Here is a 24,434-nt window from a genome sequence, read left to right as displayed (position 1 = left end):
AAATACGTTTGCTCTTGATCCCGGATGGGGATCGACAAATACAGTGGTAAAGGGAAACGGTTTCCAAAAACAAAAACAGACCGGCCCTCAAAAATAAAAAAGAGCACGCGCAACGACAAATTAAAGGGGAGCCTCGGCTCCCCTTTGTGCTGTCTGGCATTTGTGTTTGCCACCGACTAACCCTGTATTCCACCCCCTATCCCTGTGTGCGAGCCTGCTCGCGAAAGCGGTAGCGCATACCCCTGTCGCACCTTCGTCACATCCTCCAAGCACAATGAAGCCAGTCAAACGGATTCGGCTACGTGCATCAAGAGCCGGGCCACCGGGCCGGGATTTTTTATTTCCGGTTTGCATTCCGGAAGGCGCCATCTACGCTAAATTCAGCTGAAGGATCAGCGCCCAGTGTGAAAAAGAAGCCCGCCCCGTGCGGGCTTTTTTCGTCCTGATTCTGCGCTCCCCCGACTAAACTACCCCGAATGTAATGGTCAACTAATTCCGGACAGCTCGAAAGGTATTGTCGACACCCACTTCGTTCGAAGGCACCAGAAGGCTCCGAAATTTCTCCGCCGCCACTGCTGTTTCGTCAAGCGCCTTCGCCACACCTCAGGCGTTCACGACTTCACACCTCCGAGTGCGTAGGCATTCGATATAAGCGCAGCGGTATCGAACTCAGATAGCGCGCCCATTCCTCGAAATTTCGACAGTTGGTGGAGGATTGCAGCTAGCGCCTCGCTCTCGTTCTCTGCAAAACGTCTGCATAGCATCGTGATCAAGTGGGTGGCCTGTTCGCTATCTGTAATCGCGCGTGGATCAAAGCGCTCCGCGATGCTACAAGCCAGGAATCCATATCCAGGGTGTTCCTTGCAAAGCTTCACTAAGCTGTCGAACTGACCAGCATGTGCTGCACCGACACGGCCCCATTCCATTTTTTTATCCGACGTAGACATATCCATCCGTGGGTTGCTCTGGTGATTAAAAAGCTTGACGTACCGGCTTGTAGAATAGCGTTTGCAGAAGGTTGGTGCAGCAATCGGGCGGTTTCACGGCGCGACTTTCGAATTGGCGGTTCGTGCACGCCTTCAGCCCCCCACACAAGTGCCAACCGGGGGGGCGGTAAGCCATGTCGCATTATCTACCAGCGCTCAGCATCGTTCCCAATAGTTGACTACGATTGTGCTCGGATGCCCGGCAGAAGCAGACAGAAACCAGCCATTCGCCGTAGCAAATCACGATGGGATATATACTCGTTGGCCAATGAAATTGGGTGGAACTTTCGAGCGCCGCTGACCCCATACCATCAGCCCTTAAAATGTTGGGGATGGACTCTGCGCACTGCGGCACCCTCGCAGTGGCAGTAAACGGGAGATTGAGATGCTTGTACTCACGGACATGCAGCGGGCGTACCTCAAGAAAATACGAGCCCTCAGTAAAGACCTACGGGGAAAGGAAGTCTTTGTTGGCCTGACGCTCGAGGAATCCTTGCGATTCAATTTTTTAAGTGAGTCGCTTTTGGGGCAGGAGCATCGCGCTCAGGAACACGTCGACGAGTATCTCTCACTCGTCCAAAAGCACGAATATAGCCGGCGCCAATTGCTAGAAGCAGAGATAGAGGCGCAGCAGAACAGATCGGCACGTCATTGAAAAATTACCTGACATCGCTTGATCTGGGGGTCGACCTTGCTGGTAAACGTGACCCATCGAATTGCTGGCTACCGATCTCAGTCCACCAGTGGCTAAATTCACCAGTGATCTGATGGGTTGTCTGCGTCTTCTAAGCCAGGAAAATCATCGAGCGCAAGCCCAGCATCAACATCGCTCTAGTGCCCGCATTCAGGCCTATGAATCACCCCCGCTTCAGCATCTGCGCGCATCTGGTCGAGTTCTCTAATGAACGCTTTATCCTGAACCGTGGGCTTAGTGGTATATCGCTTCCGTTCAGGCTCGGGTTAGGCGGCATACGTCGTTACCGCATCAGGGTCACGCTGCAGCTTTTCTTTAACTTGAGATTCCAGCATCGCACGAAGCGCATCTTTATCTGGACGATTTAGCAATTTATTACTCCAGTAACAGTAAATCAGAAGCTCCAAAAAAATAGCCGTGTCATCGGCCGACTGGCGAAATCAAAATTGTAGTTTGCTTCGGTAAATGAGCCAGAGATCTACAGATCTAATCGACAGACTGGATATCTCCGGCAGCATTTCGCCAGCTCTCAGAATCTATCAGATTGAGCGCCTATCGATCGAGTTGCGCCTGCCGTCCTGAATGGACGATTGAAGCCCTTTCAGGTTGCGCCGCTGGCACACATACTCCGCCTCTGCACGGGTCTGATAGATGGTCTGTAGCCGCAGCTTTTTTTCGTTGTCGTAGAGATTAAAACCTATGGTCTCGTTTTTACAGAAGGAGCGCGTTCCGTTGCGCATGGAGTCCGTATCCATGGGTAAGGCAGGTACAACATCGAATCTCAGGGCCATTTCACGTCCTCTTCGAATTTATCGTTGGCCATCTCGCTACTAACTATTAGCGGCTACTGACAGCTACGGCAAGGAACGTTCCTGCGAATCCGATGAATAGCTCTGCCTTGCGCCCATGAGCCTCGACAAACTTGAAAAACACAGAGGTGAAAATTGCTTTTCGCGTACCCAGCGTGCCTTGACGCCCCCTATGAATTTCAACTGCTATGCTGTCCTCTTTGATGGAGGAACTCGATGCCAATGTCAGACCTGATTCGCCCATTTTTACTACAATGCGTCACTTCAGCTGTCAACGCGCCAACCTCGTCCAGTAAAGTCCTGTACCAGTTGTGAGTTGTCGGATCAAAAGGTGGCGACGGCACATACCTAGATGCCCATTGGGAGCGCTCAATACTCAGACGATATCGAGCGGTAAATGGTAGAGGCGGATCAAGGAGACCTGCTGCATGGCGTCATTTTGAAATATTGAAACTGTACACTGACATTTCTGACCGTAGCTGGCCTGCCGACACCACAGAGCAGGTTAAGCCAAAAAAATAAAAATAGATCAGTCAAAAGGTTACCGCATGAACGACACACGTGTGTCCCATCAAACCAAAGCCTGCCTCAAACAAGCTTTTGAGCGTAACCATCAGCTGTTCAGCGAAGCCCAGCGTTTGCGCTGCGCGGCCCTGAATATTCTGGATCGGCCCTACCTGAATCCGGCAGCTTTCAGCCAGTACCAAGAACAGCGACGACAGGCCGATCTAAAATATGAGGATGCCATGGAGCACCTACGATCGCTCATGGCGCACTACCACCACTCCAGCACACCCAACATTTCCGCTAGCATAAGCACGCCGATATTCGCTTGAGCGGCCATGGATGTCGAATTCAACAGGGAGAAGGGATCGTCATGTATAAAATGAGTGCAGGTTATGTCTGCGTGCTGATGAAAATGCTTTCGGCGCAAGGTTTGGATGTCGACCGTCTGTGCCAGGAGGCTGGGCTTGATGTAAAACTCACCACTACACCGAGATCCTTCTGCGAACGAAGCATACTCTACCGTTTATGGGATCTGGCAGCTCGGGCCTCCGGTGATACGAACATTGGTTTGAAGTCCGCCAAGAACTTCCATCCGGACATTTTTCAAGTCGTCGGCTATACCATGATGTCCAGTTCGAACCTGAAACAGGCATTCGAACGACTGATTCATTTCAACCCGTTGCTCGGTACGGGTTTCACCCTCTTTGTTGTCCAAGAAAACCAGCATTACCGCCTGGTTACGCTCGATCACCATCAGCGCGGCTCGATCAAGCCCCGCCAGTACACCGATGCCAATCTCGCAACCCTGCTAGGTGCCTACCGCTGGCTGAGTGGTGACCAATCGCTGAGACCGCTGAGTGTGGAATTCAGCTATCCCCAACCAAAAGACATCCACGAACATCAACAGCTGTTTGGCTGTGAACTGCATTTTGGGGCGGCTTATGACAGCATCTTGTTCGATGGCGAGGAGATCTTGCGTCCGTTGAGCACAGCCAACGAAGGGTTGGCCAAGCTGCATTACAGCTTTGCCAATGCTCAGCTTGACCTGTTGAATGACTCCACCGTGGTCTGCAGAATCCGTGCGCTGATCACCGAACGCCTGAGTCTGGGAAAAACCCAAGTCGCGTGTGATATGGAATCGATTGCGGCCGCGCTGAGCGTCAGCAAGCGCACACTGCAACGGACACTGGAAAGAGCAGGTACGCAGTTCACGGATATCCTGAACTATGTGCGTCAGCAGCTGGCCGACTTCTACCTGCGTCATTCCCATTTCAATGTGCAGCATGTGACTCACCTGCTCGGCTTTCATGACCACAGCAGTTTCCACAAAGCTTGCTTGCGCTGGTTCGGCATGACGCCCGGTGAGTACCGAGTGATTCAATCATCGCAAGAAGCCAAGGAAACTAAGAGTCCCCGAGTCCGCTTGGGTACGCGTTACCCCTTGGATTGAGCGCCTTCCTGCTCAGTTTGGTTAACCCCCCGAGGAGCCCCTAACTGGTCGGAAAATTCCCGGCCAGTCCTTCCCCTGTGCATGTCAGGGCTTAATACACATTCACTCAGGTTTCGGGTAAAGGCTTCGAAAAGCAAGTCCTCAGCCGCGCCTTACTGAGCCGAAGGAGCGACCACCCATAAAAAGTAGCTCTCTACCACTGCCGTCGCTGAGCTTTTGTACAGGGCGAGCGAGATCAAGGCGACGAACCACAGAGATCGGGCGATATCATCAGCAAGCCCGCTTCACCCGGCGGGTTGAGCCAGAACAGCAGCGGGCACGACCGCCCTCATCAGCGTGTACACGTCGAGACATGCGATCAACTGCGATGGCGAAGCTTTTTATAACGACTACCATTGACGCTGATATATGGATCGGGAGGCGACCCTACTTCTCCCGTTTCACCCGAAATCACTCAGTGAAAAATGGGAGGAATTCGAAGATGGATAAGCAAAAAATTCGAGAAGCTGCCTACCTGCTTTGGGAAAAAGAAGGGAAGCCGCAAGGACAAGACCTGGAACACTGGTTCACTGCTGAAAAATCAGCCGGCGAAGAGGATTTTGACAGTTCAAACTCTAGCTCAACGCCAATCAGCGAAGCTAACCCGTCTCAAGCTGACTCTAGCCGAGGCCGAAGATCGAAATAAAGATGTGCGGTAAAGCTTCAGTTGAAGATGAAGATCAACGACTGGCAGATACGTATCGATAGCGCGCACCGTCGAATGCGCGCTATCGTCGTTAGTGAGCACTTATCTCTATAATCCCCTGGCGCTTTCAATCGTTAAGGTGGCTCCAGGTTACATCGCGTGATCTTTGCATATTGAGCAACCTGGTGCTCAATGGAGACGGCCACTTAATAACCCTTGCTTTACCGGTACACAGCCGAACCTTTAACCTAAGACATTAAACGAATTGTTTCCAGGATCGCGCATCCAGAAATTGGGCATAGACTCAGAGCCTCACCAGAGTGATGTCGGCACGTTCTGCCCGGCTAAGGAATCGATGAGTGAACGTAAATTGGCAAGGCCTACTACCCATTCAAGGAGAGATTATCGTCATCGAAGACGACCCAACACTGCGTTTGCTGATGGTGGATATCGTGGCGGAAATAGGCGCAAAAGCAGCAGCGTTCGACACCGCTGAGTAAGCGTCCGGGGAACACGCCTTGCGTAGCTAAACGGGCGCCCACTTATGCGGTAGCAACGCCGTAATCTCACTCGCCCGCTGCGTCGGCAGGCGAGTCAAAACGTCCTTCAGATAGACATATGGATCGTGCCCGTTCATGCGTGCCGACTGGATCAAGCTCATGATCGCTGCCGCCCGTTTTCCGCTACGTAACGATCCAGCAAACAACCAGTTCGAGCGTCCAAGTGCCCACGGCCGGATCTGGTTCTCGACCTGATTGTTGTCTATGGGCACGGCCCCATCATCTAGGTAGCGCGTCAGCGCTACCCAGCGTTTAAGGCTGTAATCCAAGGCCTTGGCCGTTGCTGATCCGTTGGGCACAAGATCTCGCTGGGCCAACATCCAGTCATGCAGCGTTTTGATGATCGGCGCTGCCTTTTCCTGCCGTATTCGCCAGCGATCCTCATTGCTCATGTCTCGTGCTTGCCGTTCAACTTCGTACAAGCCGCCAATCGAGAGCAGCGCCTGTTCGGCCAGCTGGCTTTTATTCGCCACGTGCAGATCGAAAAACTTCCTGCGGGCGTGAGCCATGCAGCCAATTTCGGTCATTCCTTTCTCGAAACCGGCTTTGTAGCCAGCAAAATCGTCGCACACCAACTTGCCATTCCAGGCGCCGAGGAAGTTACGCGCATGCTCGCCCGCTCGGCTCGGACTGAAGTCGTAAACCACAGCCTTCAGTGTCGAAAACGGCGTGGTGCTGTAGGCCCAGACATACGCTCGGTGGGTTTTCTTCTCCCCCGGCGCGAGCATTTGAACCGGGGTCTCATCGGCGTGAATTACGCCTTCGGCCAGCACCGCTTCACGCAGCGCATCGACCAAAGGCTGAAGCTGCACGCCGGTTTGTCCAACCCATTGTGCCAGCGTTGAGCGGGCGATCATCAGCCCAGCTCGGCCAAAGATTTTCTCCTGCCGGTACAGCGGCAAGTGGTCAGCGAACTTCGCCACCATCACATGAGCCAGCAGGCCTGCGGTCGGGATGCCCTTGTCGATTACTTGAGCCGGTACCGGCGCCTGGATCAGTGTTTCACACTGGCGACAGGCCCATTTTCCACGCACATGTTGCTCGACCGTGAACACACCGGGCGTGTAATCGAGCTTCTCGCTGACGTCTTCGCCGATGCGCTGAAGTTGGCAGCCGCAAGCGCATTGAGTGTTTTCTGGCTCGTGATGGATGACAGTGCGTGGGAATTGCGGCGGCAGTGGCGCACGCTTGGGCTTCTGACGTGGCTCGGCGGGTGCCGTTGGCGGATTGACCGCCTTCAGCTCAGCTTCGATAGCCGCAATATCAGTGTCGAGTAGGTCGTCGAGCAAGCTGCCTTGGTCAGGACTTAGCTGCTCGCTGCGCTTGGCAAACTTGTGCCGCTTGAGGATGGCGATCTCATGAGCGAGTTGCTCGTTAACCGTTTCAAGGCGGTGGATTTTCTGGCCCATCGAGTCGACCTGGGACAGCAACTGCAAGGCCTGTTCGGCCAAGGCGCGTAGCTGTTCCGGTGTCATTTGGTCGAGATTGGGCGAGGAAGTCATGCCGCTGATTGTGCCAGAGCAGGCCGTCAGCGGCGATAAACCGATAGGCTAATAGCCGGTGCTAAAGCACTGTGATCGAGCCGCCCGCGCCGACCCGCTGCCATGGCAAACCCAACACCAAGGCTTGAAGTTGCTCGTTATCGAGTTCGACTTCCGATCCGTGACGGATACCGGGCCAGTGAAACTTACCTTGGTTCAATCGCCGCGCTGCAAGCCAGATACCTACGCCGTCATGCACCAGAACTTTCATCCGGTTTGCGCGGCGATTGGCGAACAGATAAGCACAGTGCGGCTTCGCCGCACCGAACACTGCGATCACCCTAGCCAGCGCGGTCTCGGTACCGGCGCGCATATCCATGGGCTCGGTGGCAAGCCAGATGGCGTCGATGCGGATCACTGGGCAAGCTCACGGATAAAACGAGCGCATCCTTCAGGATCTGAGGATGGCCACTTTACGGTGAGTTTTTGCTGTCCGAAAGGCACCTCGATCCTGATAGCTGTTTGCTGATCGGCCTGAGTTCTGGGCTCTAGTTTCATCGGGACGAAAGCGGGCAACGCCGGCGGCTGATGATCACGATAAGTGCGGATTCCATGACCATCCGGACAGCCATTCCACCGAAATCCGGACACTGATTCCACGCTGATCCGGACACTCATTCCACGAGCATCCGGACACCGATTCCACGGCCATCCGGACACTTTCAGGCAGGCAGCGACGCAGGAATATTCACTACCATCGGCCTCTTTTATCGAAGCGAAGAGGTCGTCGTGGAGCGTTTATCCATGCGTAAAATCCGAGAGGTACTACGCCTAAAGTTCGACGCCGGCCTGTCCGTGCGCAAGATCGCCAAAAGTTTATCCATTGGCCATTCGAGTGCGGGAGACTACCTTTGCCGGTTCGCTGCCAGCGGGCTTCAGTGGCCCATCGATCTCTCAGATGCCGAGCTGAATCGACGTCTTTTTCCGCCGGCAGTACCCGCGTCAAGCGACCAACGTCCGACGCCGGACTGGGCTCATGTCCACGCCGAGTTACGCCGTCCCGGCGTCACCTTGGCCCTGCTCTGGCAAGAGTACCGACTCGCCCATCCGCAAGGCTTCCAGTACAGCTGGTTCTGCGAGCACTACCGGCTCTGGGCGGCCAAGGTCGATGTGGTCATGCGCCAGGAACATCGTGCCGGCGAAAAGCTGTTCGTCGACTACGCCGGCCAAACCGTGCCGGTCATCGACCGGCAGACCGGCGAGATCCGCCAGACGCAGATCTTCGTCGCCGTCCTCGGCGCGTCCAGCTACACCTTCGCCGAGGCCACCTGGTCGCAGAAACTGCCCGACTGGCTGGGCTCACACGTGCGCTGCTTCGCCTTTCTCGGCGGTACATCGCAGATCCTGATACCGGATAATCTGCGCAGCGGCGTCACCAAAGCGCATCGTTATGAGCCCGACATCAACCCCAGCTACCGCGACCTGGCCGAGCATTACAGCGTGGCCGTGCTGCCTGCCAGATCCCGCAAGCCTCGGGACAAAGCCAAGGTCGAAGTCGGCGTGCAAGTGGTCGAGCGCTGGATCCTGGCGGTGCTACGCAACCGCCAGTTTTTCTCGCTGGGAGAACTCAACACGGCCATCGGACTGCTGCTGGATCGGCTCAATCAGAAGCCCTTCAAAAAGCTGCCCGGCTCACGCCGCTCAGCCTTCGAGACCATCGACCGGCCGGCGCTGCAAGCGCTGCCGGAGCATCCTTACGTCTACGCAGAGTGGAAAAAGGTGCGAGTGCACATCGACTACCACGTCGAGGTCGACGGCCATTACTACTCGGTGCCGTACCAGCTGGTGAAGCACCAACTCGAAGTGCGGCTGACCGCGCAAACGGTGGAGTGCTTCCACGCCAGCCAGCGCGTGGCCAGCCATCTACGCTCGCCACACAAAGGCCGCCATACCACCCAAACCGATCATATGCCCAAGAGCCACCGCGAACACGCCGAGTGGACGCCCCAGCGGCTGATCCACTGGGCCGAGCAAACCGGGCCGAACACCGCGGGCGTCATCGCCCACATCCTCGAGCGCCGAATCCATCCGCAGCACGGCTTCCGCGCCTGCCTGGGCATCCTGCGCCTGGGCAAACAGCACGGCGAAGAGCGGCTGGAAGCCGCTTGCCAGCGTGCGCTGGCACTGGGCGCGTGCAGTTACAAAAGCCTCGAATCGATCCTGCGCCAAGGGTTGGAACGCCTGCCGCTGGCCCAGCAAAACCTGCCGTTACTGCCCGACGAACACATTAACTTGCGCGGCCCCGGCTACTACCACTGACCTGAAAAAGGAGCACGAACATGCTGCCCAATCCGACACTCGACAAGCTGCAAACCCTGCGCCTGCACGGCATGATCAAGGCGCTTGGCGAACAACATGCAACACCGGACATCAACGATCTGAGCTTCGACGAACGCCTCGGCCTGATGGTCGATCGCGAGCTGACCGAGCGCGAAGACGCACGCCTGACTACTCGTCTCAAAGCCGCACGACTGCGCCACAATGCGTGCCTGGAAGACATCGACTACCGCAGCCCGCGAGGCCTGGACAAGTCGCTGATCCTGCAACTGGGCAGCGGCCAATGGCTGCGCGACGGCCTGAATCTGATCATCGGCGGCCCGACTGGCGTGGGCAAAACCTGGCTCGCATGCGCCCTGGCTCACAAAGCTTGCCGCGACGGTTACAGCGTGCGCTATCTGCGCCTGCCGCGCTTGATGGAGGAACTGGGCCTGGCCCACGGCGACGGCCGCTTCGCGAAACTGATGGCAGGTTATGCCAAGACTGACTTGCTGATCCTGGACGACTGGGGCTTGGCACCGTTTACCGCTGTGCAACGGCGCGACATGCTGGAACTGCTGGACGACCGCTACGGAAACCGCTCGACGCTGGTGACCAGCCAGATGCCGGTAGACAAATGGCATGCACTGATCGGCGATCCGACCTTGGGTGATGCGATCCTCGACCGGCTGGTGCACAACGCTTACCGCATCGAACTCAAGGGCGAATCGATGCGCAGGCGCGCGACGAAATTGACGGCACCAGGGACTTCAGACTAACAATGCAAACCTGCGTCGCTGCGCTCCGACTGCCTGTCCGGATGAGCGTGGAATGGGTGTCCGGATGTTGGTGGGCTGGGTGTCCGGATGGCGTGGAATCCGCAACGATAAGCAGGTATCCACTTTCGAACTAGGTTGGCGTTGATGCCGTGGCGCAACGCTACGCTGGCCATCGATACACCGGGTTGCAGGCATTCCTGGACGACTTGGGCTTTAAAGGGTTTGGGATAAGAAGTTCTTTGGCGCATGGTAATCCTGACAATAAGGGTGATGGTGTCCACGTATTTTTAGGTGGAGAACATCGCCCTTATCGCTGGGATCGGATAGGTGACTTCGCTGGACGCTTACACCGCTGACGACGCGTTAACCTATCTGCTGGAAGCACACGATCAGTGCCGGCTGGTGATCGCAGACCACGGTGTTCCTGGGCAGATTCAAGGCATTGAATTCATCGAAATGGTCAGGGGTCGATGGCCGTACATCGCTGCAATTCTGACGTCCGGGTATCTGATCGACCCCGCCACAGTACCTGCATCAACCATCTATCTTCACAAGCCTTGGTCACTGGACGACCTGGTCATCGCTGTGGCGTCACTCCTGCAGCCTGATCAACCCATTCGTAAGATTTAATCGACGTGACCTGGTGGGCTCTGAAGCTGCAACGCAACCATTTACCGTCGCGCTCTCGCACACAGCGTTTTTGGCGAGTCGCAATTTCAATTCTGAGTTCGCTGATCAAGTTTGAAATCGCCCGACTGGACGTGAGCTCCGCTGCCAAAACGCCTGGAACAAATAGCTCTACACGGCCCGAGGATGGCTCAATCATCTTGATCAACAGCGCTCCTTTGGCGTTCATGGTGCAGGTGCAGGTGCGCGGTAACAAACCCCTTTTAATGATCTATCGGAGCTCTAAAGCGGGTATCCCGGGGAAAGCTTTCCCTGCTTTGAGTGTGGCGCGGATGATCACTGGTTTGACCAAATGACAAGCGGCATTGCGCGCAGAAACGCTGGTTGCCGTCATTCCGCTAGGCTAATTGCAGCGTACAAAATTCGCCTGACTTATATCCTCCTAGTAAACAAGAGGCTAATTTGGATAACCATGAGATTTTCAAATTCATCCTCAAAATCTCGAGCCTATTCTGCAAGCGTGGGGGGAATTTGCCAGATCTATCGATACCCCGATGCCAGCTATGGATTCCCAAGGCCTGAGAAACCATGCCGAGTATATTTTAAGGGCTGTTTCGCTCGATAGTAAGCGTCCGGCCAAGACGCCCCCTCGAAATCACGATCAGTCGGGACTTTCGAAGCCCGTGGCCGCGCTATCCAGTCAACGGTATCTTGAAGGCCTGGAGGGACATGATTATTTCCGACTCATAAAGTCAGCGCTAAAGTCTTGTGTACTCACAAAACCGAACGCTTGTGGTATTTTATCATTCTCGCCAAATAACAAGAAAAGCGAAGAGGTATAGGGTGGCTTTTCAGGTGCATGCACATTCAAATTTTTTTCGATTTCCCTAATGCAGCTGCTGTGCGTAACCAGGATCAGGTTGTGTCCTTTACGCTTAGTTTCAACCGACTTTTGAAGCATGATACCTCGGCAAGACGCAAGCCACTCCTGATCTTCAATTTCACGATTAAACATGAAGGTGGCTGTCTGCTTGGCCCTCGCCCGTGGGCTGGTAAGAATATCTGTCTTATCAAGACCGAGCTTTTGATATTGCTCGCCCAACCCCACTGCAACATCCTTACCCCTTGTAGTAATGCCATCTGGGGCATTCAGGCAGGGAGCGCTCGATCGATCGCAGCGCTCCGCGTGGCGAATGAGAACAATAATATTCCCATTTGTCCATGCCGATTTTAGATTGGTAATTTCCAAGGGGGTACTGTGAGCAAGGTTGGGTAGTCGAGGCGCTCTGAACAGAAAGTAGGCTGCTATTATACAAAGTATACAAAGCACGATGACGAGCGCGGAAAAAAGCGCTTTTTTGCTGCGCCAATTCAATCTAGTGAAAGACAACGACATAGAGCTAGACCCCATTCAAAGCGTGGCTGATTCTGCCTAGAGCTTGCCCGAGGTAACGTGAAAAAACCATTGTTCGGCCACTGAAAATTAAGAATTCGGGTTAACGGCTTCTCATTGAGAGTCGATCAGGTTGGCTCAATCAAAAATGAAAGTCGAGCTATGCCTTAAGGTTACAGATCGAACCCCAAAGGCACCCTGTAAGTTGTCGCAAGACAACGTTTTGGGCACCCGGACTGAATGCAGGTTGCAGCGCCGTGCTTTTCTGCGCATGCACTCGAATCCATTTGTGGACTAGATTTTGCATTGAGGTTATGGCTGAGGGCGATACTGGCAATCGAAGCGCCGGGCTGGGTACACTCTTGAATGACCTGGATTTTGAAAGACTTGGAGTAGGAACGACGTTTTGGCTGCATGAAATACCCGCTTAAAAGGCTAGAACTGGTGCCCACTTAAATTTAAGTGCACACCATGTCTTGGCTTTGCGGGGCTGGGTAGATGACTTGACCGGACGGATACGCTCGATATGCGTACCTCCCAAACCCAGCAGCAACAGATCGACAAATCCCATGGGCTCGGGCCTATAACCGAAGTCGAATCGGCGGCTAAAAGCCATGCACTGACGCGCCTGACTTCTGGTTTCACTTTAGACCAGACAGTCTCCGAATATCGCGCCCTCAGGTCGAGTGTACTCAGACTTTGGCTGGCCCAAGGATATGCAAAGCACGATCATCAGATGAGGACATGATTCCATTCAATGAGGCGATAGATCATGCGCTTGCCGAGTCAATTGCAGCTTATGGGCAAGCGGTGGAGACAACCCGAAAAACAGTTTTCGGGGTGTTGGGCCATGATCTTCGCACACCATTGGGCGCGGTAATGCTGGGCACCGATCTGTTGAGGCGGACTGAAGAACTGGGCAGCCGGGGAAAAAAATAATTGCGCAGATTTCTACAAGTGTTCAAAACGCCAACCAGATGGTGCAAGACTTACTCGACCTAGCGCGCTGTAACCGTGGCATGGGCATCCCCATACAGCCGCAAATTACTAACCTTACGCCAGTTTGCCAATCGATCGTGAATGAGCTAACAGTCGCCCATCCTGATGCCGAAATCATGTTCACCGCCTCCATAACGGTAACAGGACAGTGCGACCCGTCACGCATTGCCCAAGTTTTCTCAAATCTCATAGGCGACGCCGTGCGGCACGGCAACTCACAACGTCCAATTAATGTCACGTTGAAAGCCTTTCCCTCACGAGCCTGAAGGGTACGGCGCTTCATGTCTGCCTGAGTAGCCTTGATAAGGCGCGGATCCATAAGTCACTCCATCTGTCATCATAGTTATCGTGGCGGAGATAGGCGCAAAAACAGTGGCGTTCGACTCAGCTAATGAGGCGTTAACCTATCTGTTGGAAGCGTATGACCAGTGTCGAATGGTGATAGCAGCCCACAGCGTACCGGGGCAGATTCAAGGTATCGAATTCATCGAAATGGTCAGGGGTCGATGGCCGTACATCGGTGCAATTCTGACCTCCGGGTATCTGATCGACCCCACAACAGTACCTGCATCAACCATCTATCTGCACAAGCCTTGGTCACTCGACGACCTGGTCATCGCGGTGGCGTCCCTCCTGCAGCCTGATCACCCCATCAGTAAGATTTGAATCGACGTGACCTGGTGGGCTCTGAGGCTGCGAGTCCACCGTTTACCGCCGCGCTCACGCACACAGCGTTTTGGCGAGCCGCAATTTCAATTCTGAGTTCGCTGATCAAATTCGAAATCGCCCGACTGGACGTGAGGTCTGACGCCAACAATCCGGGGACAAACAGCTCAACACGGCCCGAGGAAGGCTCAATCATCTTGATCAATAGCGACCCTTTTGGGTTTACGGTGCAAGTGCATGAGCGAGGCAATAAACCGCTTTCAATGATATGTCGGAGTTCAAGAGCGGAGATCATGACGTTCCTTCAAACTGGAAATTTGAACTCAGTTTTGTCTAGGAAACCCAGTAGTCAAGGAAGACGCGGAAGCAAATTCACGACCAATTGTTTCGCCTGCTCTGCCATTGAGGTGACGTAGCCGATCCTTCAATTTTATACTGCTACGCTTGGCTTTTTCATGGAGGACAATCGATGCCAAATTCAGACCTGCTCCCATCGCTGCTTTTCAATATCAATCAAAATCAGCTCGCCCTTGAAGCGGCCATCATGGAACTGGCCAACTGGGTAGGGCAGCGCGGATCTTCGGATGTCGCCGATAACGTCCGTGGTGCTCTAGACACAATCAGCAAGAATGAGCAGTTCATCAACCTGAGCCTTGCGGTGCTGATGGCACCTGAATGATCTGCCAATAGGTCACGGGCTTGGTTTACGGCCAGCGCAGTCGATCGTCCTAAGAAAATGCACGCCAAGCCATGGGCCTTGAGACCCGTCGAGCCGTTGCGTTGAACTCAAACGTCACCGTAACGCTTCACCCCCACTTATGCTGTCGTTCATTCGATTATGTCCATTTGGGGACACTTGTAGCGCTTCGCGACAGGCTGCCATAAACAGTCATTTACGGAGCATTAGTCGCGGGGTTGAGCAACGCCTCCAAGCGCTGAAGGAACACTCCTACTCTATGCGGCACGTGCTGACGAGTGGGCAATATTGCAGTGATGAAGAGCTGTTCCGGGTCAACATCCTCCAATTCAACTAAGCAAAGGCTTCCAGCAGCTAGATCCTCACGGATGTCCCAGTACGTGAGCATCGCCATCCCCAAGCCTTGCCTACTCGCCGTGCGCACCGCCTCGACACTGTTGGCCGAAAAAACGCCCTCCGCCCGCATGGAAACCGCTTCACCGTCACGCATGAACGGCCAGAAAGGCATCCCATGCAAAGCTATGCGGCGGTGGCTTAATAGTGCGTCGATCGTAGTGGGTATGCCGTGACGCTCCAGATACATCGGACTGGCGCACAGCACTCTAGGGTTCGGTGCGAGGGGGCGCGCGATTAAAGCCGAGTCTCGCAGGGTTGCGATGCGAACCGCGACATCGATCCCAAGACCGACAATATCCACAATGCTGTCCGATAGTGTCAGATCAACCCGCAACGCCGGGTGTTCTGCCAAGAGGTCGGGAATCAGCGGCATGATCACTGCCTGTCCGAACACTGTGGGGGCAGTTACCTTCAAGACACCGCTGGCAGCTCCGGCATTGGATTTCAAACTGATCTTCGCCCCCTCACTGGCTTCCAATAGCGTCGTTGCAAAGGGGAGAAATGTTTCGCCTTCGGCTGTCAGTGACACGGAGCGAGTTGTTCGATGAAACAGCCGAACACCTAGCTCACCCTCAAGCGATGCCAGCCTGCGAGATACTGTCATAGGGGACAGGCCGAGTCGTCGAGCGGCTGCCGAAAGACTGCCGCTTTCGGCAATGGCGCTGAACACTTCCACATCTGGAATCTGCATCATTACATCCAATTTTGATAAAGCGGCTTATCGTTTTTGCTGGCTTCTCAGCGGTTCAAGCCAAGTTTATTGTCCTCTACATCGCTATCTAACAGCATCTTGGATAAATGAGGGCAGACCACATGATTGACTACAATCAGCAGATTTTAACTCAGTATGATATTGGCCGCCTCAGATTGAGAAATCGTCTTGCCGTAGCACCCATGACGCGTGTCAGTGCTACCGAGGCGGGCCGGGCTACCGCTGAGATGGCGCGTTACTACGAGCGATTCGCCAAAGGCGGATTTGGTCTGGTGATTACCGAAGGGCTGTACAGCGATCAGAGGTATGCTCAAGGTTACCCCTTCCAACCGGGGCTCAGCGATGTCGAGCAGGCTCAGGCCTGGCGTGGTGTGACCGATCTTGTACATGCCCACCATGGCGCGGTATTCGCACAACTCATGCACGCTGGAGCGCTGAACCAGGGCAACCGCTTTCAAACTGCTACCGCTGCACCCTCATCCGTCCGACCGAAAGGAACGCAGATGAAGTTCTACTACGGTGAGGGACAGTATCCGCTTCCCCAAGCGATGAGTGATGAGGACATCGCCGATGCCATCGCGGGATTCGCACAAGCGGCAATGCTGGCAACGCGTGCCGCTGGCTTCGACGGTGTTGAAATCCATGGGGCGAACGGCTATCTGCTTGATCAATTCCTGACCGATTACACCAATCAGAGAGACGACCGCTGGGGCGGTAATGTCGCAGGACGGATCACTCTAATACTGGAAGTCATCAAGGCAGTCAGAGCCGCTATCGGCACGCTTACTCCCGTCGGTGTACGCATTTCCCAGAGCAAGGTGAATGACTACGAACATAAATGGCCTGAAGGCGAAGCAGCCGCCGAGGTCATCTTTGGCTCGCTCAAGGACGCTGGCGTAGACTTCATCCATGTGACGGAGTTTGAGGCTTGGAAACCGGCGTTCGTAGATGGAAATGCAAGCCTGGTTGAGTTGGCCCGCCGGTATGCGCCGCAGGTGGCGATCATCGCCAATGGTGGTTTGGATGTATCGCAACGCGCTGAGCAGGTGTTACGAGACGGCGCCGATATGATCGCGCTGGGCAAGGCAGCTCTGGCCAACCCCGATCTTCCCCGCCGCCTGGCAACCCACGCTGCCCTAGACAAATTCGACGCCGCGATCCTGGGGCCGATTGCGAATATCAAGGACAGTGAACTGACGTTGGCGTGACACCAACTGGAAAGCGTCGAGCGGACATTATAGATTTGCGTTTACGATCAGAGCTTTCTAGGCCAACGACCGTTTTGGGTCGATTGATGCCCTTCCAAACAGGTAGCAATCGGCCTAAAACCGCCAAGCTTCCAGTCCCCGAGGCTTCAACATTTCTGTTGCACTTGGTCGAGATCAGTTCTCCTGTCATGGGTGAAACTAAGCTCTTCCTTGAGTTCATTTATGAGCTGGGCTATAGCCTGGTCTCCAGTGAGACGAGATGCAGAAATACCGGTAACAAGAAGCTCAACTCGCCCGGATATTGGTTCGCTAATCTGTATTTGAACTGATCCCGATGGCTCGACTTTAAATTCGCATAAGAGCGGTAGAAATGCTGATTCGATGACGTGGCATAGCTCAAGAGTGGACAACATAATGTCTCCGTTGGCTTGAGCCGGCCATGGCGCTCAAGCTTGGTTGAACGGAAGCTTGAATCTCAAGCTTAGGGCCATTTTTCAAATCCCTGGCGAAGCGGTGGCAATTTCAGCCTACGTCCATCTGCGAGCCGCGTTATACCGAATGGGAGCGAATACAGCCCATTCTTTCGTGCACATATGGTTTACACACGTGTACCTATCGGGTCGGTGGTGGCTTGGGTGCATGACCAGTGAAGTCCCAGCATTGCGAAATCCCGGTGTGACCATGACAGTCGGATAGATATCGCACACACCCAACCAAGAAATGCTCTACCCATGGATGCCAAAAACCGTCCTTCCCATCACGACGACAGCTACCCACGTTGCCATGAGTCCAACCAAGAACCAAATAAACTCGCTGCTGTTCATGGTGCCTGTTCTCGTTGCTCTCGCTTCGCTCACTCTGTGTGAACTGGCTGCTAGGCGCTGGATTGCGACAAGGTGAGTGACGATCACCTGTACTTTCATATCGTCCCGCTACGCATTGCCTACATCCATTGGCCGTTCGTACCAACGAGTAAGCCGACTGTCACGGCAGCAATGGACTTTACTTTCCCACAATGGGTCTTCGCAGTTGACCCGCGCAGAATGCGTTCATTCAATTTCAGCGCGCCGCTACCCCATAGCAACCATCTTGATGAGCTAAATCTTTCAGCCTCCAAATCGATCTGACCTCCTCGGAGAAAATCGATGGTTACCCCGGCAAAAAATCCTTTGAATTTTCCATGAGACAGCCACTCCTTTGTCTAGGAGCAAAATGGAGGGGGGCTTCATGAATACCGATCTTTACATCATCGAGTACAAGCTTCACGGCAAGGCCAAGTCCTTCATCATCAGGGCGAAGATAAGAAGCAACGCCGATGCTTGGCATTGGGCAAGTTGTGATGCTGGAGTGGCACCTATACCGAAACCTGGACGACCGCCGCTCAAAGTCGTCACCAAGCCTCAAGCTGAAAAGTACGGGCTCAGTGACGTGAGGTGGCGTGAATCGGCAATCTTGGATTGGACAGAGGTGGCAACGTGATCACACACATGCTCAAAGCCATTGGTAAGACCCCCATTCAGCCTCTTCACCGAGCGAGCTGTCACTGCGGTGCCGTTGTTCTCGAGATCCATTTACCAGCAGGTCTGCCTGAACCACATCGCTGTGATTGCTCGTTCTGCAAACGCAAGGGAGCGATAGTTGCTGCGGTGCCAGCAACGGATTTGAAGGTGATTCGCGGCGGAGCTGCATTACGCAAATATCAGTTCGGAAGGCAGGTCGCCGAACATTTCTTTTGCGGCGTCTGCGGCATTTATACCCACCACCGACGCAGTACCAATCCGAACGAATTTGGCTTCAATATCGGTTGCATGGAAGGCGTTAATCCCTATGATTTGGGCAGCGTTCCGGTAGCGGATGGTGGCGAGTGGGAGGAACCTGTGGGCCAGCCTCGTTAGCGAAAATTTTCTTCCCTAATTCACCTCCCATTAACGTGAAACCAAAAGCTTCCCAACGACGAAGGACATTTGTCAGAAAGAATTTCAAAGGCTCACCGTGGTCTATCTGTCACCAAACCAAGAGCGCGCAACCATGAAATTCTCAAAATTCTGCCAAGCTCTCTCCAACCGGGCTGGCAGTTCGAAGACGTTCCTCACCGCTGTTTGCCTCATCGTTGTGTGGGCAGTGACGGGCCCGTATTTTCATTTCAACGATACGTGGCAACTGATCATCAATACATCGACGACGATCATCACGTTCCTGATGGTCTTCCTGATCCAGAACACCCAGAACCGGGACAACGACATTTTGCATCTGAAAATCGATGAGCTGATTCGAGCGACCAAGGAAGCACAAATCGCCACATTGTCCTTGGACAAGATGAGCACCAGGGAGCTTCGGAAACTGCGGAAGCAGTACAGCGTTATGGGTGAAGCCGGTGAGATCAGTTTTGATGCTTCCAACGACGAGCCCCCTATTCCTAAATAGGTGGCCTGGATCATCCGAGGGCCGTTGTCCCCATCAATTTGAACGCAAGCTCTCAAGCGCTTTCTATCAAGGTATGTGGGTACCTGGAACCCGCAAGGTCGTCGCTCGCCATCAACGCCTGAAACCTGTTTGTAAGAAGGATCTGCAATGAAAAAGAATAATCTTCAGCGCACGTTTTTCATCGCATTCAGACCATCGTTGGTGCTGACGATCCTCGGCTTGCTGACTGCATGCGCCGGTAACACTACGTCGTCCAATGTCGTTGCACCGGGCGAGGAAAAGACAGCCACGACCCGCACACTGGATGCGGGCGCCGCCCTGCTCCAGTCACGCCCACCCATCGATGCACTCAATGCCTACCTGGATGGATTTCATTTCTACAATGGCCACCCTGAGGTTCAAATGGAGGCTCACCACTATTGCTCCATCCTGAATGAAGAAGTAATCCAGTGTGTGATCTACGACGGAAATCGCAAGGATGCGAAGCTCGTGGGCGTGGAATACATCATCAGCGCGCAACTGTTTTCCAAACTGCCCGACGCAGAAAAAGCGTTGTGGCACAGCCATGTTCATGAAGTGAAGTCCGGCCAATTGATTGCCCCCGGCATTCCGGACATTGCAGAACATGCGCTTATGGAAAAGCTCATCCATACCTATGGCAAGACCTGGCATACGTGGCACACCGACCTCAACAAAGATCTACCGCTAGGGATTCCGCAACTGATGATGGGATTCACCGCTGATGGCCAGATCGAGCAGCGACTGGTGACCGATCGGGACAAAAGACTTGGCGTCGATAGCACCCAAAAAAAGAAAGCTCGAGCCGACATCCCTGCACCAGCTATTGACCCAGGTGCTGACGCCTGGCGCAATGGAAAGGTCATACAAATCGAAGATCCGACTGGCCGTCCGCATCAGCACTGAATCATCAGGATGACTGGCTAGCCTTTGGATTTTCGTGGGTCAGCACTACGAGGAAAGGTTCTTTCTTCCTGAATAGTCCCGTTCTCTTTGTGAATCTTCAGCGACGCAGTTTTACCCTGAAGGAACTCGCCCGCCAGCGCAGTGATTTCAGTCTTAGTCGAAGCCGTCTTCGACGCCCTTTGCGCGCCTTCCTTTGTCAGTGCCCAGAGCTTGCCGGTCTTGGTGATGTGATAGGTGTCCATCCAATCTCCCAGCGCGGTGCGCGCATTAGCAATGTGGTGATCGGTTGACCTCAATCCTCTCAACGAGTTTAAAAAACTCATACTCAAGTATCTAAAGGGACGCCTGTTAAGCCTTTCAGTCATCTCAATGGAACAATGAAGACAGCCCATCCTCTATCGCTACACCAGCGAACCTGAGGATGTCACCATGATCGACTCATTGACCGGTATGAAGCCTGGCGAGCGTTACGCCGTCGAAAGCCTGGAACGCACACGAAATTTTCCGGGATTCTTCCTCGACGGAAAATACTACCTGGGCCCCGAATTAATGACTGCCGTCGGGTGGCTGGAAGGTCAGCGATTTTTGTACGACGAACTTGATCCTGTAGGCGAACCGGTGTTTCCTGATCGAGTCGCCGGCACCATTGAAGATCTGACATTGACCTTGATCGATGGCGCACGTTTGAAGCTGAACAAGGTGCGATATAACGCCCCAGTGGATTTACCCTCATCAGCGGTTAGAGACCGTCCTGAGGTGTACCGCAGAGACCCGACAAGCGCCCTCTACAACAAACTGGTGGTCATCACCGGGGCATCAAGCGGCATAGGCCGCGCAGCAGCTCATGCATTCGCCAGTAAGGGCGCCCGCCTGGTACTGGGGGCACGTGACGAAGCCGCGCTCGCTGAGGTCGTCGAAGAATGTGCCGCGCGCGGTGCCACAGCCTTGGCAGTCTGCACAGATGTCACTCACAGCGAACAGATGCGGGATCTGGCGGATCAAGCTGCCGCGTTTGGCGATGGACGCATCGACATCTGGATCAACAATGCGGGCGTCGGAGCGGTTGGCAGGTTCGAGGAAACACCGCTTGAAGCACACGAGCAGGTGCTGCAAACGGATCTGATCGGATACCTGCGCGGCGCCTATGTGGCATGGCCTTACTTCAAGGCGCAAAAACGCGGCACGTTGATCAACACCTTGTCGCTAGGGAGCTGGGTCGCACAACCCTATGCCGCTGCTTACTCTGCCAGTAAATACGGTTTGCGCGGTTTGAGTGAAGCGTTGCGCGGGGAGCTGATCGGCTACCCCGATATCCATGTGTGCGACATCTATCCGGCTGTCATGGACACACCGGGATTTCGTGATGCAGGTAACTTCACCGGTCATGCGCTCAAGCCACCGCCGCCCCTTTATGATCCGCATCTCGTCGCCCAAGCGATGGTTGCCTGTGCGTTACGTCCAAGGCCCAGCACCACGGTGGGAGGTGCGGCCACGATGGCCCGTCTGGCGCATTTCCTGGCGCCGGGGTTCCCACTCCTGTCAGGATGGCTGACTCGCTTGGGCGTGGAGCTCAGCCCACAGTCTGAATCCTCGTCAGGCAATCTATTTACTCCGCCAAGCGGTGATCGCCGCATTGAGGGTGGCTGGCGTGCAGCCAAGCACAGACCGTCGATTCTGGTCGCTGCAGGCGTGGCATTGTTGTTTGGCGGATGCGTCTACGCGCTTAACCGTAAAGGACGGCGAGAGCGTTCCCGATAGCAACCTCAGTTACTCGCCTATTAATGAAGTTTGCCGTTGCACCGCTGAGAATAAAAAAGGGCCTACTGGGCCCTTTTTGTACTCAACCAAAATCACTTGGTCAGCCAGGGCTCGACGGTGTCAGAACCGTATTTGGCTTTCCATTCCTTCAGCGTTCGGTGATTACCGCCTTCGGTTTTTACGACTTCGCCGGTGTACTAAAAAAAACCACTGGTCGCAGACAGCGTTTTTAAACACCTACTCAAAAAATTGAGCGTCAAAAGCCGCCCTGCCTGTGGATCGCTTTAGCCATTTTCTAATCTAAGCCCGCCTCGTCCAAATCAACTGCGCACCATCGGTCGACAAAGGACATCGAAATGACCGTTTCGGATCGGTATTGACCATCGCCGCCCGTCTTCGAATATCGGAGCTGAAGCAGACTTAAGCCCATGGATACGCCACGATTCGTGAAGTGTTTGATCACTGAATCGCCATTGTTTGAAGCCAGCAACCTAATTACGCTCGTGGCCGCGAATTTCCCCAACAATAGCTAGTGCGGCCTGGCAGCGAGGGTTTTATGTTTAATGTTGTATCTTCGGGCCAATGGCCTGCTGGCTACCTGATCAATCCAAACGTAGATCCTCTGGATCAAAAATGGCTCAAGGAATTCAGCAAAATCCCTGCTGCGGCTGTCAGTGATTGCCTTGGACGCAATGTCGGTGGATTAGGATTACGTCCGTTTCACGGAAATGCGCCAATGCTTGGCAGCGCCCTGACTGTAAGAGTCAGACCTGGCGATAATCTGATGATCCTAAAAGCGATGCAGATGGCACGTCCTGGCGATGTCCTCGTGATTGACGGTAGTGCAGATCTCACGCGAGCCGTCTTCGGGGGCATCATGCGAGCTATGGCCTTAAAGGCCGGGATCGTTGGCGTGGTAATCAATGGCGCTCTGCGCGATCTCGATGAGTGGCAGACCGGCGAGTTGCCAGCCTACGCTATCGGCGGGGTGCATCGAGGGCCAAGCACCGATGGTGGAGGAGAAATCAATGTCCCGATCTCCTGCGCTGGAATGCTGGTCACACCTGGGGATTTGATGATCGGCGACGGCGATGGTGTAGTTGCTGCCGCCCGTTCTGAGCTGCCTGAATTGCTTGTGCGTTGCCACGATTTACTTGCACGCGAGCAGGCAACATTGAAGGCTATTGAATCCGGCACACTAGACCCGAACCGCTTCGACGCTATTTTGCGGGCAAAGGGCTGTCCGCTTTAATTTCTCAGGCTCGCCGACTCATCCCCACGAGCGGTATTCAATTTACTTCGTTGTTAGCTCGATGCAATGCGCGCGAGTATCTATCAACCCTCTAACTCATAAGCTAAAGGCGGGCAGCCTCAAATGATCGATTGGGCTATGTACCTGCTGCTGGGTGCTGCAATGGGTACGCTCGGAGGGATATTCGGGATCGGTGGTGGACTCATTGCAATCCCGGCTTTGGTGTTGATGTTCGGGATGGATCAACAGCTGGCTCAGGGGACAATGCTCGTTATGGTCGTGCCCAACGTGATGCTCGCGCTGTGGCGGTACCACCAAAGAACACGAATTTTACTGCGTCATGCGGCGCCATTAGCGGCAGCAGGGTTTGTCTTCGCCTGGATAGGATCGATCATTGCTGTAGGCCTGGATCCCGATGCCATGCGCATAGGTTTTGCGGTCTTTATGATGCTGCTTTCGGCCTACAGCTACTTACAGATGTACTTACCCAAACCGCCGCCAAGCAAAGAGCTGCGACATCCATGGCCATGGTTAATGGTCTTGGGATCGGGTTCCGGGATCTTGGGCGGGATTTTCGGGTTGGGATCATCGGTATTGGCCACCCCCGTTTTATCCACCGTCTTCGGTACAACCCAAGTAGTCGCTCAGGGGTTATCGCTGGCACTGGCCGTTCCGAGTACGGGTGTAACACTGCTGACCTATGCGCTCCACGACCATGTCCTATGGCATCTTGGCGTGCCCATGGCGGTAGGTGGCCTGCTAAGTGTCAGCTGGGGAGTGAAGCTCGCCCACGCTTTACCCGAAAGGTTACTGCGCACTTGGTTTTGTCTGTTTCTTATGGTGTGTGCTGCCTTGATGATCTCTAAAGCTTGAGACGAATATAGCAATCATACTGAGAACGGGCCAATTCGATTATTCACAATTCGTGCTGAACGCGTTCACTTTCACGCTCTTGATGCGTGACCAGGGATCAATATGCTGTAGGCATGTTGTACCCGTGATCTCGAATAAGACAGAGAAAGAATCAGCCATGAATACGCCTCGAACGCTCTACCAGAAACACATCGATAGCCACACCGTTTGCTCTCTGGATGACCAGGGCCACGTGCTT

At 54.2% G+C, this 24,434-nt stretch carries 31 protein-coding genes and 1 pseudogene; 19 read left to right on the top strand and 13 right to left on the bottom strand.

Translation table 11 applies throughout. From position 1 onward, the window contains the following. Positions 1–611 precede the first annotated feature (611 nt). Entirely contained in the window at positions 612–947 is a 336-nt protein-coding gene (locus F8N80_RS07340) for a hypothetical protein (RefSeq protein ID WP_191632881.1), read from the bottom strand. 424 nt (positions 948–1,371) lie between these two features. Between F8N80_RS07340 and F8N80_RS07335 the strand changes: the two genes are divergently transcribed. After that, positions 1,372–1,641: a hypothetical protein gene (locus F8N80_RS07335; protein WP_150783603.1), complete on the top strand. Its 270-nt coding sequence runs from the start codon at positions 1,372–1,374 to the stop codon at positions 1,639–1,641. A 578-nt stretch (positions 1,642–2,219) separates the two neighbouring features. Here the strand turns inward: F8N80_RS07335 and F8N80_RS07325 are convergent. Beyond that, positions 2,220–2,471 carry a hypothetical protein gene (locus tag F8N80_RS07325; protein WP_150783602.1) on the bottom strand — a complete coding sequence of 84 codons (252 nt, stop codon included), beginning with the start codon at positions 2,469–2,471 and terminating at the stop codon, positions 2,220–2,222. 566 nt (positions 2,472–3,037) lie between these two features. Between F8N80_RS07325 and F8N80_RS07320 the strand changes: the two genes are divergently transcribed. The 4 genes from F8N80_RS07320 to F8N80_RS07305 all read left to right on the top strand — a co-directional run bounded on the left by F8N80_RS07320 (position 3,038) and on the right by F8N80_RS07305 (position 5,631). Further along, entirely contained in the window at positions 3,038–3,325 is a 288-nt protein-coding gene (locus F8N80_RS07320) for a hypothetical protein (protein WP_150783601.1), read from the top strand. Between the two features lie 41 nt (positions 3,326–3,366). Beyond that, the gene (locus tag F8N80_RS07315; protein WP_150783600.1) at positions 3,367–4,446 is read left to right on the top strand and encodes an AraC family transcriptional regulator; all 1,080 of its coding nucleotides are present in this window, start codon (positions 3,367–3,369) and stop codon (positions 4,444–4,446) included. Between the two features lie 481 nt (positions 4,447–4,927). After that, positions 4,928–5,131: a DUF2934 domain-containing protein gene (locus F8N80_RS31120; protein WP_191632880.1), complete on the top strand. Its 204-nt coding sequence runs from the start codon at positions 4,928–4,930 to the stop codon at positions 5,129–5,131. A 359-nt stretch (positions 5,132–5,490) separates the two neighbouring features. Further along, positions 5,491–5,631 (top strand): hypothetical protein, encoded by a 141-nt coding sequence (locus F8N80_RS07305; RefSeq protein WP_191632879.1) that lies wholly within the window; start codon positions 5,491–5,493, stop codon positions 5,629–5,631. A gap of 26 nt (positions 5,632–5,657) precedes the next feature. On the opposite strand, the gene tnpC is transcribed toward F8N80_RS07305, so the two are convergent. Both tnpC and tnpB read right to left on the bottom strand, forming a co-directional pair. Beyond that, positions 5,658–7,193 carry an IS66 family transposase gene (tnpC, locus tag F8N80_RS07300; RefSeq protein WP_150783598.1) on the bottom strand — a complete coding sequence of 512 codons (1,536 nt, stop codon included), beginning with the start codon at positions 7,191–7,193 and terminating at the stop codon, positions 5,658–5,660. Positions 7,194–7,254: 61 nt separating this feature from the next. Next, positions 7,255–7,590: an IS66 family insertion sequence element accessory protein TnpB gene (gene tnpB, locus F8N80_RS07295; protein ID WP_150783597.1), complete on the bottom strand. Its 336-nt coding sequence runs from the start codon at positions 7,588–7,590 to the stop codon at positions 7,255–7,257. Between the two features lie 386 nt (positions 7,591–7,976). Here tnpB and istA point away from each other — a divergent pair, with 386 nt between their 5' ends. Together istA and istB are read left to right on the top strand one after the other, a co-directional pair. Then, entirely contained in the window at positions 7,977–9,491 is a 1,515-nt protein-coding gene (gene istA, locus F8N80_RS07290) for an IS21 family transposase (RefSeq protein WP_150744852.1), read from the top strand. 20 nt (positions 9,492–9,511) lie between these two features. Next, entirely contained in the window at positions 9,512–10,267 is a 756-nt protein-coding gene (gene istB / locus F8N80_RS07285) for an IS21-like element ISPsy14 family helper ATPase IstB (RefSeq protein ID WP_033040947.1), read from the top strand. Here istB and F8N80_RS07280 read toward each other — a convergent pair. Further along, the gene (locus tag F8N80_RS07280; protein WP_150783596.1) at positions 10,264–10,515 is read right to left on the bottom strand and encodes a transposase; all 252 of its coding nucleotides are present in this window, start codon (positions 10,513–10,515) and stop codon (positions 10,264–10,266) included. The genes istB and F8N80_RS07280 overlap by 4 nt on opposite strands. A 79-nt stretch (positions 10,516–10,594) precedes the next feature. Between F8N80_RS07280 and F8N80_RS07275 the strand changes: the two genes are divergently transcribed. Continuing rightward, positions 10,595–10,897 carry a response regulator gene (locus tag F8N80_RS07275; RefSeq protein WP_224790657.1) on the top strand — a complete coding sequence of 101 codons (303 nt, stop codon included), beginning with the start codon at positions 10,595–10,597 and terminating at the stop codon, positions 10,895–10,897. On the opposite strand, the gene F8N80_RS07270 is transcribed toward F8N80_RS07275, so the two are convergent. The 3 genes from F8N80_RS07270 to F8N80_RS32035 form a co-directional block, all read right to left on the bottom strand. After that, positions 10,845–11,123 (bottom strand): hypothetical protein, encoded by a 279-nt coding sequence (locus F8N80_RS07270; RefSeq protein WP_318185852.1) that lies wholly within the window; start codon positions 11,121–11,123, stop codon positions 10,845–10,847. The genes F8N80_RS07275 and F8N80_RS07270 overlap by 53 nt on opposite strands. A 504-nt stretch (positions 11,124–11,627) precedes the next feature. Next, positions 11,628–12,143 (bottom strand): histidine phosphatase family protein, encoded by a 516-nt coding sequence (locus F8N80_RS07260; RefSeq protein ID WP_191632878.1) that lies wholly within the window; start codon positions 12,141–12,143, stop codon positions 11,628–11,630. 317 nt (positions 12,144–12,460) lie between these two features. Beyond that, positions 12,461–12,703: a transposase gene (locus F8N80_RS32035; protein ID WP_150783594.1), complete on the bottom strand. Its 243-nt coding sequence runs from the start codon at positions 12,701–12,703 to the stop codon at positions 12,461–12,463. 328 nt (positions 12,704–13,031) lie between these two features. Between F8N80_RS32035 and F8N80_RS07245 the strand changes: the two genes are divergently transcribed. Together F8N80_RS07245 and F8N80_RS07240 are read left to right on the top strand one after the other, a co-directional pair. Beyond that, entirely contained in the window at positions 13,032–13,226 is a 195-nt protein-coding gene (locus tag F8N80_RS07245) for a hypothetical protein (RefSeq protein WP_150783593.1), read from the top strand. Between the two features lie 432 nt (positions 13,227–13,658). Then, entirely contained in the window at positions 13,659–13,952 is a 294-nt protein-coding gene (locus F8N80_RS07240; protein WP_191632877.1) for a response regulator, read from the top strand. Here the strand turns inward: F8N80_RS07240 and F8N80_RS07235 are convergent. Continuing rightward, positions 13,939–14,247 (bottom strand): DUF1652 domain-containing protein, encoded by a 309-nt coding sequence (locus F8N80_RS07235; protein WP_150744223.1) that lies wholly within the window; start codon positions 14,245–14,247, stop codon positions 13,939–13,941. The genes F8N80_RS07240 and F8N80_RS07235 overlap by 14 nt on opposite strands. Positions 14,248–14,421: 174 nt before the next feature. Here F8N80_RS07235 and F8N80_RS07230 point away from each other — a divergent pair, with 174 nt between their 5' ends. Further along, a complete protein-coding gene (locus F8N80_RS07230; protein WP_150783592.1) occupies positions 14,422–14,631 on the top strand; it encodes a hypothetical protein in 210 nt (69 codons plus the stop codon). A 214-nt stretch (positions 14,632–14,845) separates the two neighbouring features. On the opposite strand, the gene F8N80_RS07225 is transcribed toward F8N80_RS07230, so the two are convergent. Then, positions 14,846–15,736: a LysR family transcriptional regulator gene (locus F8N80_RS07225; protein WP_150783591.1), complete on the bottom strand. Its 891-nt coding sequence runs from the start codon at positions 15,734–15,736 to the stop codon at positions 14,846–14,848. Between the two features lie 122 nt (positions 15,737–15,858). Between F8N80_RS07225 and F8N80_RS07220 the strand changes: the two genes are divergently transcribed. Continuing rightward, the gene (locus tag F8N80_RS07220) at positions 15,859–16,965 is read left to right on the top strand and encodes an oxidoreductase (RefSeq protein WP_150783590.1); all 1,107 of its coding nucleotides are present in this window, start codon (positions 15,859–15,861) and stop codon (positions 16,963–16,965) included. Positions 16,966–17,111: 146 nt separating this feature from the next. Here the strand turns inward: F8N80_RS07220 and F8N80_RS07215 are convergent, their stop codons facing one another. Continuing rightward, entirely contained in the window at positions 17,112–17,378 is a 267-nt protein-coding gene (locus F8N80_RS07215) for a DUF1652 domain-containing protein (protein ID WP_150783589.1), read from the bottom strand. Positions 17,379–18,192: 814 nt separating this feature from the next. Between F8N80_RS07215 and F8N80_RS07210 the strand changes: the two genes are divergently transcribed. The 4 genes from F8N80_RS07210 to F8N80_RS07195 all read left to right on the top strand — a co-directional run bounded on the left by F8N80_RS07210 (position 18,193) and on the right by F8N80_RS07195 (position 20,313). Next, positions 18,193–18,444, top strand: coding sequence for a DUF6555 family protein (locus F8N80_RS07210; RefSeq protein WP_150783588.1), 252 nt, complete (start codon positions 18,193–18,195; stop codon positions 18,442–18,444). An 8-nt stretch (positions 18,445–18,452) separates the two neighbouring features. Beyond that, positions 18,453–18,860, top strand: a complete 408-nt coding sequence (locus tag F8N80_RS07205; protein WP_150783587.1) for a GFA family protein — start codon at positions 18,453–18,455, stop codon at positions 18,858–18,860. A 133-nt stretch (positions 18,861–18,993) separates the two neighbouring features. Next, positions 18,994–19,389 carry a low affinity iron permease family protein gene (locus F8N80_RS07200; protein ID WP_150783586.1) on the top strand — a complete coding sequence of 132 codons (396 nt, stop codon included), beginning with the start codon at positions 18,994–18,996 and terminating at the stop codon, positions 19,387–19,389. A gap of 147 nt (positions 19,390–19,536) precedes the next feature. Beyond that, on the top strand, positions 19,537–20,313 hold the full coding sequence (locus F8N80_RS07195) for an OBAP family protein (protein WP_150783585.1): 777 nt from the start codon (positions 19,537–19,539) through the stop codon (positions 20,311–20,313). 17 nt (positions 20,314–20,330) lie between these two features. Here the strand turns inward: F8N80_RS07195 and F8N80_RS07190 are convergent, their stop codons facing one another. After that, entirely contained in the window at positions 20,331–20,555 is a 225-nt protein-coding gene (locus tag F8N80_RS07190) for a DUF2188 domain-containing protein (protein ID WP_150783584.1), read from the bottom strand. Between the two features lie 187 nt (positions 20,556–20,742). On the opposite strand from F8N80_RS07190, the gene F8N80_RS07185 reads away from it, so the two are divergent. Continuing rightward, a complete protein-coding gene (locus F8N80_RS07185; protein WP_150783583.1) occupies positions 20,743–22,071 on the top strand; it encodes an SDR family oxidoreductase in 1,329 nt (442 codons plus the stop codon). A gap of 92 nt (positions 22,072–22,163) precedes the next feature. On the opposite strand, the pseudogene F8N80_RS31460 reads toward F8N80_RS07185, so the two are convergent. Further along, positions 22,164–22,268, bottom strand: a pseudogene (locus F8N80_RS31460) (transcriptional regulator); the annotation flags it as partial. 359 nt (positions 22,269–22,627) lie between these two features. On the opposite strand from F8N80_RS31460, the gene F8N80_RS07175 reads away from it, so the two are divergent. Then, entirely contained in the window at positions 22,628–23,323 is a 696-nt protein-coding gene (locus F8N80_RS07175; RefSeq protein WP_150783582.1) for an RraA family protein, read from the top strand. Positions 23,324–23,446: 123 nt separating this feature from the next. Next, positions 23,447–24,196, top strand: a complete 750-nt coding sequence (locus tag F8N80_RS07170) for a sulfite exporter TauE/SafE family protein (RefSeq protein WP_150783581.1) — start codon at positions 23,447–23,449, stop codon at positions 24,194–24,196. Positions 24,197–24,434: the final 238 nt, after the last annotated feature.

Source organism: Pseudomonas fluorescens, assembly GCF_902497995.1.
GTDB lineage: Bacteria > Pseudomonadota > Gammaproteobacteria > Pseudomonadales > Pseudomonadaceae > Aquipseudomonas > Aquipseudomonas fluorescens_BK.
Note: the sequence above shows the minus strand (reverse complement) of the source record. Positions and strands in the feature narration are given on the sequence as shown.